Annotated in this window: 8 protein-coding genes; 4 read left to right on the forward strand and 4 right to left on the reverse strand. The window is 72.7% G+C overall.

The window, feature by feature from the left end; genetic code table 11:
• Positions 1-57 precede the first annotated feature (57 nt).
• Both ACO2Q3_RS10535 and ACO2Q3_RS10540 read left to right on the forward strand, forming a co-directional pair.
• Positions 58-3,135 carry a TonB-dependent receptor gene (locus tag ACO2Q3_RS10535; RefSeq protein ID WP_423306525.1) on the forward strand — a complete coding sequence of 1,026 codons (3,078 nt, stop codon included), beginning with the start codon at positions 58-60 and terminating at the stop codon, positions 3,133-3,135.
• 110 nt (positions 3,136-3,245) lie between these two features.
• Positions 3,246-5,720: a hypothetical protein gene (locus ACO2Q3_RS10540; RefSeq protein ID WP_423306526.1), complete on the forward strand. Its 2,475-nt coding sequence runs from the start codon at positions 3,246-3,248 to the stop codon at positions 5,718-5,720.
• On the opposite strand, the gene ACO2Q3_RS10545 is transcribed toward ACO2Q3_RS10540, so the two are convergent.
• Positions 5,717-7,057 (reverse strand): MATE family efflux transporter, encoded by a 1,341-nt coding sequence (locus ACO2Q3_RS10545; protein WP_423306527.1) that lies wholly within the window; start codon positions 7,055-7,057, stop codon positions 5,717-5,719. The two genes, ACO2Q3_RS10540 and ACO2Q3_RS10545, sit on opposite strands and share 4 nt — an antisense overlap.
• Before the next feature lie 138 nt (positions 7,058-7,195).
• Between ACO2Q3_RS10545 and ACO2Q3_RS10550 the strand changes: the two genes are divergently transcribed.
• A complete protein-coding gene (locus tag ACO2Q3_RS10550; protein WP_423306528.1) occupies positions 7,196-8,464 on the forward strand; it encodes a putative DNA modification/repair radical SAM protein in 1,269 nt (422 codons plus the stop codon).
• A gap of 3 nt (positions 8,465-8,467) precedes the next feature.
• Positions 8,468-9,904 (forward strand): UdgX family uracil-DNA binding protein, encoded by a 1,437-nt coding sequence (locus tag ACO2Q3_RS10555; protein ID WP_423306529.1) that lies wholly within the window; start codon positions 8,468-8,470, stop codon positions 9,902-9,904.
• A gap of 649 nt (positions 9,905-10,553) precedes the next feature.
• Here ACO2Q3_RS10555 and ACO2Q3_RS10560 read toward each other — a convergent pair.
• The 3 genes from ACO2Q3_RS10560 to gnd form a co-directional block, all read right to left on the reverse strand.
• Positions 10,554-11,081 carry a pyridoxamine 5'-phosphate oxidase family protein gene (locus tag ACO2Q3_RS10560; protein WP_423306530.1) on the reverse strand — a complete coding sequence of 176 codons (528 nt, stop codon included), beginning with the start codon at positions 11,079-11,081 and terminating at the stop codon, positions 10,554-10,556.
• A 98-nt stretch (positions 11,082-11,179) separates the two neighbouring features.
• Positions 11,180-11,683, reverse strand: coding sequence for a gluconokinase (locus ACO2Q3_RS10565; RefSeq protein WP_423306531.1), 504 nt, complete (start codon positions 11,681-11,683; stop codon positions 11,180-11,182).
• Positions 11,684-11,694: 11 nt separating this feature from the next.
• Complete coding sequence (gene gnd / locus ACO2Q3_RS10570) at positions 11,695-12,675, reverse strand: phosphogluconate dehydrogenase (NAD(+)-dependent, decarboxylating) (protein WP_423306532.1); 981 nt, start codon at positions 12,673-12,675, stop codon at positions 11,695-11,697.
• Positions 12,676-12,692 lie beyond the last annotated feature (17 nt).

The following is a 12,692-nucleotide window of genomic DNA, read 5'->3' on the forward strand; positions in this document are numbered from 1 at the left end:
CCGCGGCCTCGATCCGGCTTGCAGCCGGGGGAGACCAGGGACGTCGGGAAGGGTGGCATGGGGGCGAGAGCGGCGACGGTCGCGGCGGCCGGGCTGATCGCCTCGGCCATGGCGCTCGCCGCGACGCCCGCCCGGGCGGCCGGCGGTCTCGACCTTCCCGCCCAGGACCTGGCCAGCGCCCTGCGCCAGCTCGCCGCCCGCGCCCACGTGGACCTGCTGTTCGACGCCTCGCGCATGACCGGGCGCCGCAGCGCGCCGGTGCGCGGCGCGGCCGACGCCCGCGCCGCCCTGCGCCAGATGCTGGCGGGCACGGGCTTTGCCGTCCGCAGCGGCGACTTCGGCGCGCTGCTGATCGTGCCGGGCACGCCGGCCGCCGCTGCGCCGAGCGCCGCGGACGCCGAGCCCTCCGCCGTCGCCGAGCTGCTGGTGGTCGGGTCGCGCTCGCTGAACACGGCCATCCGGCGCAGCGAGGACGACATCCAGCCCTACAAGGTGGTCTCGTCCGAGACCCTGGCCACGGCGCAGAGCCAGACGCTGGAAGACTATCTGCGCACGCGCGAACCCAGCGACGCCCAGGCCGGAACCCTGGCCCAGGCGCCGGTGGCCAACGCCGGGGCGGCGCGCTCGCGCATCGACCTGGGCGGCCTCGGCCCGGCCCAGACCCTGGTGCTGGTGGACGGGCGGCGCCTGCCCAGCATTCCCGGCCAGGACATCTTCCAGCAGGCCGACCTGAACGGCGTGCCGCTGGCGGCGATCGACCGGGTCGAGACCCTGACCTCCACAGCCGGGGGCATCTACGGCCCGGGCGCCACCGGCGGGGTGATCAATGTGGTGCTGCGGCGCGACTACGACGGCGGGCAGATCGGCCTGAGCGGCGGGGAGACCACGCTGGGCGACGCCCCGCACTGGCGGGTGGACGGCGTCTGGGGACATGCCCTCTTCGAGGGCCGGACGCAGGTGATGGTCGCGTTCAGCCACGCCGAGGACTCCGGCCTCGTCCAGGGCCAGCGCGGCTTCGGGCTGGCGGCGCGCCAGCAGCTGATCGCCAAGGGCTATTTCGGAGGTATCCCACCGGTGTCGTCCAGTCTCAACGTCATCGGCGATAGCCCGCTGCCTGGCGCGCCCGACCCCGAGGCCAGCGAATTCAGTCACAAGCCGCTGAACCAGCCCCTCGCCGCAGGCGGTCTGGCGTCGCTGATCGCCAACGCCGGAAGCCTGGACGACAGCCTGTCCCCCGATGGCCAGGGGACGATGCAGAGCCTGCTCAGCCGGACCCGCATCAGCTCGGTGGTGTTCAGCCTGCGACAGCAGCTGTCCCCGCGGATCGACACCTTCCTGGACGTTCTGTACCTGCGCACCCAGGGCTGGGCGGTCGGGCCGCGCACGCAGCCGACCAACGCCGTGTTGACGATGCTGGACCCGAGCAACCCCTATCCGGAGGGCGCCTGGGTCTCGTTCCCCACGCCCGGCCTGGCGGCCACCAGCAGCGACGACGTGCGCACCCTGCGCGCGACGCTGGGCGCCATCGTGCGGCTTGGCCGGGGCTGGAGCGGCGAGCTGGACCTGACCTATGGCCGCGCCAGCGACCGCATCAGCACGCCGGCCCTGCCGGGCATCCAGGGCGATCCCGAGCAGATCGACCTGTTCGACACCGGCGCGGGCATCCCCAGCCTGTGGCCAGGCTTCGCCGACAACAACGTCGAACGCCAGGTCAACGCCCTGGTCGACGTGAACCTGCGGCTCTCCGGTCCCGCCCTGTCGCTGCCGGCCGGAGCGGCCACCGTCACCCTGCTGGGCGAGTTCCGGCGCGAACACCAGCCCAACGCCTTCGCCACCTTCACCAATTTCGATACCGGCGCCGTCGACTTCTATTCGATCGGCCCCCAGACCCAGACGGTGGGTTCGGCCTACGCCGAGCTGCGCGCGCCGGTGCTGCGGGCCGACTCCGCCCTGCCCCTGCGCGGCCTGGAGCTGCAGCTGGCCGGCCGGGTGGACGGCGAGACCACCACCGCCCCCGCCGACGCCTATTTCTTCAGTCCCGACCGCGTGCTGTCGGGGACGCCCTTCGCCGGGCGCGCCAGGACCTTCGCCTTCACGGCCGGGGTGCGGGCGACGCCGGTGGAGGGCCTGTTGCTGCGCGCCAGCGTGGCCACCGGCTATCTGCCGCCCACCACCTCGCAGCTGGTCCAGGGCGTCGCCCGCCTGCCCGCTGGAGAGGGCGGCATCGGCCTGGACCCCAGGCGTGGCGACAGCCAGGTCGGCGAGGCGACGGACGTCACCTTCCAGTGGCACGGCTCGCCCAGCCTGCGGCCGGAGCATGCGCGCACCCTGTCGGCCGGCATCGTGGTCACGCCGACCTGGGCGCCGGGGCTGCGCGTGTCGCTGGACTACACCCGCATCGACAAGTCGCGGGAAATCACCGACTTCGCCAGCGTCGACTTCCAGTTCTTCCTGGATCACGAGGCGCAGTTCCCCGGCCGGGTGATCCGCGCGCCGCTGAGCGCCGCGGACATCGCCGCCGGCTACACCGTCGGCCCGGTGATCGACATCGACACCACGCCGCTCAACATCGGCCGCAGCATCGTCCAGACCATCGATCTCGACGCCAGCTACCGGCGCGACACCCGCTTCGGCAGCTTCCGCCTCTATCTTCGCGCCACCTGGCAGCCTGATTTCCGGCGCAAGGACGACCCCGACCGCGGCTTCTACCAGACCGCCGGCCACATCGACGGCCCCCTCACCCTGCGCGGCAACGGCGGCGTCGCCTGGTCCGCGGGGCGATGGCGCGCCGACCTGAACGTCCAGGCCTACGGCCGCTACAGCGTGACCTCCCTGAATCCGAGCTCGGCGGTCGCGCGGCAAAGCTATCTCAACGCCTACCTGCAGGGCGGAGCGACTGTGCCCGCCCAGGCCTACGTCGACCTCGAGGTCTCCTATGAGCAGCCCGTGCGCCAGGCGCCCGCCGGCCTGAAGAGCGTGGAGTACCGGATCGGCATCCACAACCTGTTCGACACGTCGCCCTCCCTGCTGGTGATCGACAACAGCGCCATCCAGCCGCTTCAGACCCTGTCGTACAATCCCTACGGCGATCCGCGCGGGCGCCGGTTCGAGATGTCCGTCGTCGGACGCTTCTGAAGGCCGCCTTGCCGACACGCAAAGGCCCCAATGCCCTTGGCCGCCACGATATTGGCGCCGTGGGCGGCGACACCCGGCTCCCTCTTGGCGGCGCAAAGCGTTTGGCGGCAATGGGTCCGGTGATCCTGCAGAGACTGAGATCGGCGGCGGTGGCGCTTGGCCTGACCGCGGCTCCAGCGCTGGCCCACGCCCAGGCGGCCGCGCCGTTCGACCTGGCCGGGCCGACGCTGCACGTGAGCGTCACGCACGACGGGCGCACCCTGCCGATCGCCGAGGTCCCGAACCTGGCGGCCGGCGACCAGCTGAGCATCCGCGCCGACCTCAGCGCCGACCAGTCCGCCCCGTATTTGCTGGTCGCCGCCTTCCTGCGCGGCGCCACCAATCCGCCGCCGAAAAAGTGGTTCTTCCAGGTGAAGACCTGGACGCCGGAGGGCCGCGCCGGCCTGGCCATCACCGTGCCGCCCGGCGCGCGGCAGGCGCTGGTGTTCCTGGCCCCCAGGACCGGCGGCGACTTCGACACCCTGGTGGGCGCCGTGCGCGGACGCCCCGGAGCCTTCGTGCGCGCCTCGCAGGACCTCTACCAGACCGCCCTCGACCGCACGCGCCTCGACGCCTTCCTGACCGCCGTCGGGGCCAACGGCCAGCACGACCCCACCCGACTGGCGACCATCTCGCCGCTGCTGGCCCGCAGCCTGGCGATCAAGCTCAACGCCGACTGCCTGGACAAGATTCCCGACCTGCAGGCGGCGTGCCTGTCGAGCAACCGTGACGCCCTGGTGCTGAACGACGGGCACAGCGCCTCGGTGGCCCAGAGCCTGACCTCCGGCGCCTCGTCCGAGCTGATCCAGCAGCTGGGCGCCACGCCGCGGGTCGGCGGCGGCGAATACGGCATCTACGTCGACACGGTGATGGACATCGTCCGGGTGCTGGATTCCCTGCACACCGCGCAATACCAGTACATTCCGGCGGTGGGCGACGCGGCCGGCGACACCCTGAAGCTGGCCCTGAACACCGCCCCCTCGTTCCACGCGCCGCTGTCGGTGCTGGTCACCGCCCTGCCCCCGGTCGCCACGCCGCAACTGCCCACCCTGCGCCTGGTCGATCCCGCGCAGAGCTGGTGCGCCAACCAGCCGGACCTCGTGCTGCCGGTCGAGGGCGCGCCGCTGACCTTCTCCACCCCCTACGCCCACGATCTGGCGCTGCGGCTGAAGACCGCCGACGGCCAGTCGGTGGACCTGCCGGCCCGCGCCGATCCCAGCCGCGGCGGCCTGGTCGTCGACGCCAGGCCCCTGGGCGCCGCGAAGCTGCGCGGCGGCCTCGACGCCGTGATCGCCGGCCAGTGGGGCTTCACCTCCTTCGAGGGCCCGCGCTTTCGCGTGCAGTCGGCGCAGGCCGAGCACTGGGGCCTGGCCTCGGACCAGGAGGGCGCCATCACCGTCGGCCACGACGCCACGGTCCGCCTGCAGGCGGCCGCCAATGCCTGCGTCAGCGGCGTGACGTTCCAGGACCACGGCGGCGACCCGCGGCCCGTGGAGTGGAAGCGGCTGCAGCCGGGCGAGCTGCAGGTCACCCTGCCGCTGCAGGGTCGTCAGCCCGGCCCGGCGGCGATCCTGGTGCGCCAGTGGGGTCTGGACGCTCCCGACGTGATGCCGCTGCAGACCTATGCCGAAGCCGGGCGCCTGGAAGGCTTCTCGTTCCATGCCGGCGACACCACCGGGGTGCTGAGCGGCTCGGGCCTCGACGAGGTGAAGGGCCTCAGCCTGGATGGCGCCGCCTTCGCGCCGATCCAACCCGCAGTCGGCGCGGCGGGCGGGGAGATCAGCCTGGCGGCGGCGGACCCGGCGGCCGTGTCCCGCTTCGCCGCCGGCGCGGCGGTCTCCGCCAGCGTGACGTTCAAGGACGGACGCAGCCTGCCGCTGAAGGTCACCGTCGGCCCGCCCCGGCCGAACGTGGCCCTGATCGCCGCCAGCCTGCGCCAGACGCAGCGTCCGCCGCTGGGACCGGTGCAGCTGGCCGACCGGTCCGAGGTTCCGGCCGGCGCCACCCTGGTGTTCGCGGTGCAGGCGGAGACGCCGGCCAGCTTCTCCGGCGACGAGGTGCTGGAGGTGTCGGCCGGCGGCGGCGCGGCGATGACCACCCTGACCTTCGCCGGCGGCCTGGTGTTGCAGGACACGCGGATCGCCGTGGCCACCCTGGACACCCGCGCCTTCCCCGGCGCCTCGGCGTTCGGCCCGCTGCGGTTCCGGCTGGTGAAGAAGGGCGTGGCCAGCGACTGGCAGCCTCTGGCGCAGCTGGTGCGCGTGCCCGCGCTGAAGGCGCTGGAGTGCGGCCGCGGCGGGCCGAAGACCTGCGAGCTGGCGGGCGCGCGGCTGTTCCTGATCCAGGCGGTCTCGACCGATCCGGGCTTCAAAACCGCCACCTCGGTGCCCGACGGCTTCACCGGAGAGACCCTCAGCGTGCCGCGCCCGACCGGCGGGAAGCTGTACCTGAAGCTGCGCGACGCGCCCGCGGTGGCCAATCTGGCCGAGTTCGGCAAACCGCGTGCAGCGCCGGCGGCGACCAGACCGAGCCGTTCGGCGCCCTAGGTCTGGAAGCTGCGCCGGGTCAGCCCCGGCAGCGCGATCGACTGGCCGGCCGCCCGGAACAGGAAGAACGTCAGGTAGGCCAGCCACAGGCTGTCGTTGCCGAGGGCGCGGCCGAGCCACAGCACCAGCACGTAGCCCGCCAGCGCGGCGGCCATGGTCAGCATCATCGCCCGGGTCCAGCTGGCGCCGATGAACACCCCGTCCAGCACGAACGAGGCCAGGCCCGCCACCGGCAGGGCCGCCGCCCACCAGCGATAGCGCAGCACCGTGCCGATCACCGCCGGGGCGGTAGAGAAGCTCGCCGCCAGCGGCCCGCCCGCCAGGGCGTAGACGGCGCTGATCGCCAGGGCGAAGCCCATCCCCCAGACCATGATCGCGCGCACCAGCCGCTCGAAGCGCGGCCGGTCGCCGGCGCCCAGGGCCTCGCCGCACAGCACCTGGGCGGCGCTCTCGAAGCCGTCCAGCATCAGCGCCGACAGCATGAACAGCTGGTAGAGGATCGCGTTGGCCGCCAGCACCACCGCCCCCTGCCGCGCCCCGGCCCGGGTCAGCAGGGTGACCACGGCCATCAGCAGCACCGTGCGCGCGAAGAGATCGCGGTTCAGCCGCAGCAGGGCGCCGATCTCGCCCGCCGCCCAGGTCGCCCGGTGGCGCAGCGCGGCCAGGGCCCGCCTGGCCGGCGGCTCGCGCGCCGCCATCAGCGCCAGGGCCGTGAACTTCAGGGTCTCCGACACCAGGGTCGCGCTCGCCACACCGGCGACGCCCAGGCCGAGACCCAGCACCAGGGTCAGGTCCAGGGCGACGTGGACGATGTTGGAGCCGACCTCGACGGCCAGCACCGCCCGCACCTGCCGCCGCCCCACCAGCCAGCCGGTGAGCACCGAGCCGAACAGGAAGGGCGCCGCGCTCCAGTAGCGGATCGCCACATAGGCGCCGGCCTGCGCCCGGATCGCGCCCTGCGCCCCCAGCACCGCCAAGCCGGCGGCGCTGACCCAGGGCATGGCCGCCAGCAGCAGCGCGGCGATCACCAGCGCCAGGAACAGGGCGCGCACCAGCACCTCGGCCTGGGTGTCCTCCTCGCCGCGGCCGGCGGCCTGGGCGGTGAGCGCGACGGTGCTCGAGCGCAGGAAGTTGAACACCACCAGCACGGTGGTCAGCAGCTTGGCCCCGACCTCCACCCCGCCCTGGGCGGGCGCGTCGCCCAGGCGGCCGATCACCCACATGTCGGCCAGGCCGAACAGGGCGGTGGCGACGTTGGTCAGCATGGCGGGCAGCGCGATGGCGAGGATCGCCCGGCTGAGCCCCCCACCGTCCGATCCCACCGCCGCCTGAGCCATCGCCGAGCCCCCAAGGTCCCCTAGGCCCCTACGCGAAGGGCGCCGGCACCATGCCCGGGATTCTCCGCGCCGGACTAAGCGCTCGGCGGGCTGGCCGCAACGCTTTACAGAACAAATCAAGAACACTATCGTTCGGGGGTGCCCCAGCTTTCCCTGCGTCAGAAGCTTTCCATCCTGGCGGACGCCGCCAAGTACGACGCCTCGTGCGCCTCCTCCGGCGGGGAAAGGCGCAACTCGACCGGCGGCAAGGGCGTGGGGTCGACCGATGGCGGCATGGGCATCTGCCACGCCTACGCGCCCGACGGGCGCTGCATCAGCCTGTTGAAGATCCTGCTGACCAACTTCTGCCAGTACGACTGCGCCTATTGCGTGAACCGGGTGTCGTCCAACACCCCGCGGGCGCGCTTCACCGCCGAGGAGGTCGTCGACCTGACCCTCGGCTTCTACAAGCGCAACTACATCGAGGGCCTGTTCCTGTCGTCTGGGATCATCCGCAGCGAGGACTATACCCTGGGCGAAATGGTTCGCGTGGTGAAGACCCTGCGCGAAGGGCATGATTTCCGAGGCTATATCCACCTGAAGCTGATCCCGGAGGCGTCGCCGGAACTGGTGCTGGAGGCCGGCCGCTACGCCGACCGCGTGTCGATCAACGTCGAGCTGCCGCGCGCCGCCAGCCTCGCCGATCTGGCCCCGGAAAAGGACGCCCAGGGCATCCGCCGGGCCATGGGCCGCGTGCGGCTGCGGCTGGAGGAACACGCCCCGACGCCTCGCCCCAAGGCCTCCACCCCCCGGCCCAAGGCCAAGGCCCCGCGCTTCGCCCCCGCCGGCCAGTCGACCCAGCTGATCGTCGGGGCCGACGGCGCGCCGGACGGCGAGATCCTGGCGCAGAGCGCTCAGCTGTACGGGTCGTACGGGCTGAAGCGGGTCTACTATTCGGCGTTCAGCCCGATCCCCGACGCCACCGCCCGCCTGCCGCTGGAACGCGCCCCGCTGATGCGCGAGCACCGGCTGTACCAGGCCGACTGGCTGATGCGGTACTACGGCTTCGGCCGGGGCGAGATCATCGCCGAGGACCAGAACCTGGACCTGGAGATCGACCCCAAGCTGGCCTGGGCCCTCGCCCACCGCGAGGGCTTTCCCGTGGACGTCAACCGCGCCGACCGCGAGACCCTGCTGCGCGTGCCGGGCCTGGGGGTGCGCAGCGTCGACCGGCTGCTGGTGATGCGCCGGGTCAGGCGGGTGCGGCTGGAAGACGTGCGCGGCCTGGTCCGCAGCCTTAAGACCATCCAGGCCTTCATCGTCGCCGAGGGCTGGACGCCCGGCGCCGCCGCCGATCGCGCCGATCTGCGCCAGGTGGTCACCGGCAAGGCGGCGGGGAGCGCGCCGCAGCAGCTGGAGCTGTTCTGAGCCGTGCCCGTCGTCACCCTGGAGAGTGAGATCGACCTCGCAGGGTGGCGGGCCGCGGCGCGAACCCTGCGCCTGGCGGGCGCGTCGCCCGACACCGTGCGCTGGCGGGTGGCGGGCGGCGGCGGCGACCTGTTCGCGGACGCGGACGTGCTGCCCGACCCGCCCCCCGGGACGGCCTTCACCGCCCCGGCGCCCTTCCTGGCGCTGGCCGCGGACGTGGTGCTGCACCGCGCCGAGGACCGGTTCGACCGCCTTTATCGGCTGCTGTGGCGGCTGAGGGACGAGCCGGAGCTGATGCGCCTGGCCGCGGACCCGGAGGTGGCGCACGCCGGACACCTGGCCCGCGCCGTGCGCCAGGCCGCCCACAAGATGCAGGCCTTCGTGCGCTTCCGGCAGGTCCCCGGCGCGCCGCCGGACAGCTTCATCGCCTGGTTCGAGCCGCCGCACCGGGTGGTGGAGCGCATGGCGCCCTGGTTCGCCGCCCGCTACGCCAACCAGGCCTTCTCGATCCTGACGCCAGAGGTCTCGGCGCACTGGGATCGCCGGCAGCTGACCTTCGGCCCCGGCGCGACCCGGGCCGACGCCCCGGCGGAGGACGCCCTGGAGGGCGACTGGCAGGCCTACTACGCGGCGATCTTCAATCCGGCCCGGCTGAAGGTGCGGATGATGAAGAAGGAGATGCCGCAGCGCTATTGGCGCAACCTTCCGGAGGCGCGGCTCATTCCGGAGTTGATCGACGCCGCCGAAGCCAGGACCGCCGCCATGGTCGCCAGCCCCGCCACAGAGCCCGCCCGCGCCCGCAGGACGCCCGCCCGCGCACGGCCGCCGCCGCCGCCGGATCCGGCCGAGCGGCCGGCCAGCCTCGATCAGGTCGCCGCCGGCGTGCAGGCCTGCCGCCGCTGCGATCTGTGGAAGGACGCGACCCAGGGGGTGGCCTCGGAGGGCCCGGACGGCGCCCGGCTGATGCTGGTGGGCGAGCAACCCGGCGATCAGGAAGACCTGGCCGGGCGCCCCTTCGTCGGCCCTGCCGGCCAGATGCTGGACCGCGCGCTGGCCGAGGCCGGCGCCGACCGCGCTCAGGTGCTGGTGACCAACGCCGTCAAGCACTTCAAGCACGAGCCGCAGGGCAAGCGCCGCATCCACAAGACGCCGAACGCCGGCGAGGTGCAGGCCTGCCGCTGGTGGCTGGACGCCGAGCGCGCCCTGGTGCGCCCGCGGGTGATCGTCGCCCTCGGCGCCACCGCCGCCCTGGCCGTGTTCGGCAAGGCCGTCCCGATCAAGGCCAACCGGGGCCAGGCGCTGCAGCTGCCCGACCAGTCGCAGGCGGTCGTCACCTACCACCCCTCGTTCCTGCTGCGCGTTCCCGACGAGCGGGCGCGGCGCGAGGCCTATGCGGCGCTGGTCGAGGACCTGGCGCTGGCGTGGAGGCTGGCGGGGTAGCCGGGCGCTGGCCGAGGCCCCCTCCACCCCCTTCGGGGGTCCCCCTCCCCCTTGTGGGCCCCAAAGAGGCGAGGAGAAGCGCCGTTACCGTTCTCTTCCCCCACTGGGGGAAGTACGGCCGAAGGCCGGGATGGGGGCTCCAGCCAGGCGCCGACAGTTCCCATTTTGTTCCATCCACGGTAGAGCTCTGCCATGGATGCGCCCAAGCGCACGATCGACAGGGCCCGCACCCTTTCGCGATCGGTGGCTGCGCGACCAGGGCGTGTGCACGGTGCGCATCGCGGCCGTCGACGTGCGCGACAACCTGGCGTGCAGATGATCGTCCTCGTGGCGCGCGGAGAATGGGAAGGCTAGGTCGGTTCTCCGCTGGAGCCCCCATCCCCCGCTTCGCGGGTACTTCCCCCAAGGGGGGAAGAGAACCGTTCTCGTCCCCCCGCAAGGGGCAGGGGAATCGCATATGGAATTGGCTTCGAGACTGGCGGCCCGAGCGCCGAAGCAATGCAAAGCGGCCCTTTGAATCCGTTTTGTTCTCGTTCCGACCATCGACGAAGCGGGTTCGACCATCGAAGCGGGCTTGCTTGGACAGGCTCCCTGATAGCCAAAGTCCATATGCAATTCCCCTCCCCCAAAGGGGGGAGGAGATTTTTCGTCAGTGCTGCGTCGGGGTTCCGCCGCGCAGGTCCAGCGACGCCCGCGAGCCCACGTCCGGCTCCTGGCCGGTCAGGTTGGCCTTGGCGATCTCGAAGCCGAACTTCAGCGGGCCCTGTTCAGACAGCCAGACCTGGGCGTCGGCGACGTCGAAGCGCAGCAGGGTCAGGCGGGGGTCGTCCTTGCCCTCCGGGTACCAGGCGGCGACCACCGGCCCCCAGTACCTGTCGATCCGGTCGGGGTCGCGAACCGTGCGCAGATAGCCGCCGATGCAGGCCTGCAGCTCCTGGTCCTTGGCCTGGATCACGAACATCGCCTGGCCGCCGCGCTCGGCGCTGCGCGCCAGGTCGGTGTCGTTGCGGGTGAAGAACCAGATCTGGCCGGTCTCAGGCTCGGCGAAGGCGGTCATCGGCTGGAAGTGCTGCGCCGGGGTGACGTTGGTCAGGCCCAGCATGCCGTAGCGGCCCTTGGCGATCTCCTTCCACAGGCGTTGCTCGACTTCGGCCTTGTCGTGCGGATCGGTGCTCATGAGGTCTCTCCCGGAGGTGAATGGTCAGACCTCAATCCCTTGTCGGCAGGGCGGTTCCGAGCGTTGCCAGGGGTTTGTGACCCACACCCCGGCGGGGCTCAAGGCCCTCCGACAGCCTCGGCCACCGCCCGCGCCAGGCGCTCTGGCGTTCCCTTGCCCAGCGTCAGCACCGCCTCGTCGGCGCCCGGCGGCTCGAGCGTCGCGAACTGGCTCCCGGCCAGGGTGGCCGGCATGAAATGGCCGCGGCGGGCCTCAAGTCGCCGGGACACCTCGTCCGGCGCGGCGGCCAGGAACACGAACAGCACGCCCGGCCGTCGCAGCCGGTCGCGGTAGGCGCGCTTCAGGGCCGAGCAGGTGATCACCCCGCCCTGCCCCGCCGCGATCCAGGCGTCGATCTGCGCGGCCACCGCCTGCAGCCAGGGGGCGCGGTCGGCGTCCGTGAGCGGCTCGCCGGCGGCCATCCTGGCGACGTTGGCGGGCGGATGCAGGTCGTCGCCCTCGACGAACGGCCAGCCCAGGCGGTCCGCGGCCAGCCGCCCGACGGTCGACTTGCCGGCGCCGGCGACGCCCATCATCACCAGCACGCGCGGCCGGCTCGCCAACGGCGGCGCCGTCAAGCCGGCGGGCCCTCGACATGCCCGCCGAAGCCGAAGCGCATGGCCGACAGCAGCTTCTCGCCGAAGGTGTGCTCCTCGCGCGAGCGGAAGCGGGCGAACAGGGCCGCGGCCAGCACGTCGGCCGGCACCGCCTCCTCGATCGCCGCCTCGATGGTCCAGCGGCCCTCGCCGGAGTCGGCCACCGCGCCGGTGAACTTCGCCAGCGCCGCGTCGCCGGCCAGGGCCTGGGCCGTCAGGTCCAGCAGCCACGACGAGACCACGCTGCCGCGCCGCCACACCTCGGCGATGTCTGACAGGTTCAGCTCGAAGCGCTCGTCCTCGGGCAGGCCCTCGCGGCCCCGGTTCTTGAGGATGTCGAAGCCCTCGGCATAGGCCTGCATCAGGCCGTATTCGATGCCGTTGTGCACCATCTTGACGAAGTGGCCCGAGCCCACCGGCCCGGTGTGGATGTAGCCCTGCACGGCGCGCGGATCGGCATCGTCGGGCCGCTGGGTGCGTGGGATGTCGCCGGCGCCCGGCGCCAGGGTGCGGAAGATCGGGTCCAGCCGGTCCACCACCGACTTGTCGCCGCCGATCATCAGGCAGTAGCCGCGCGCCAGCCCCCAGACCCCGCCGGACGTGCCGACGTCGACATAGGTCAGGCCCTTCTCGCGCAGCGCCTTCGCCCGGCGCACGTCGTCCTTGTAGAAGGTGTTGCCGCCGTCGATCACCGTGTCGCCGGCCGACAGCAATCCCGCGAGCGCCGCGATGGTGTCCTCGGTCGGAGCCCCCGCCGGCAGCATCACCCACACCGCACGCGGCGGCTCCAGCTGGCGCACGAGATCGGCCAGATCCCGGGCCACCCCGGCCCCGTCGTCGCCCAGCCGGCCGACCGCGGCGGCGTCGCGATCGAACACCACGCAGCGGTGGCCGTCCTTCATCAGTCGGCGCGTGATGTCGCCGCCCATGCGGCCAAGCCCGATGACCCCAAGCTGCATGCGTCAGCCTTTCCTGT

It is taken from the genome of Caulobacter sp. KR2-114, assembly GCF_049446115.1.
Taxonomy (GTDB): Bacteria; Pseudomonadota; Alphaproteobacteria; order Caulobacterales; family Caulobacteraceae; genus Acaudatibacter.

Bases quoted from the DNA above. Each gene is read 5' to 3' on its own strand.
- ACO2Q3_RS10545 (WP_423306527.1), bottom strand. From the start codon at position 7,057: ATGGCTCAGGCGGCGGTGGGATCGGACGGTGGGGGGCTCAGCCGGGCG.
- gnd (WP_423306532.1), bottom strand. From the start codon at position 12,675: ATGCAGCTTGGGGTCATCGGGCTTGGCCGCATGGGCGGCGACATCACG.
- ACO2Q3_RS10560 (WP_423306530.1), bottom strand. From the start codon at position 11,081: ATGAGCACCGATCCGCACGACAAGGCCGAAGTCGAGCAACGCCTGTGG.
- ACO2Q3_RS10535 (WP_423306525.1), top strand. From the start codon at position 58: ATGGGGGCGAGAGCGGCGACGGTCGCGGCGGCCGGGCTGATCGCCTCG.
- ACO2Q3_RS10540 (WP_423306526.1), top strand. From the start codon at position 3,246: ATGGGTCCGGTGATCCTGCAGAGACTGAGATCGGCGGCGGTGGCGCTT.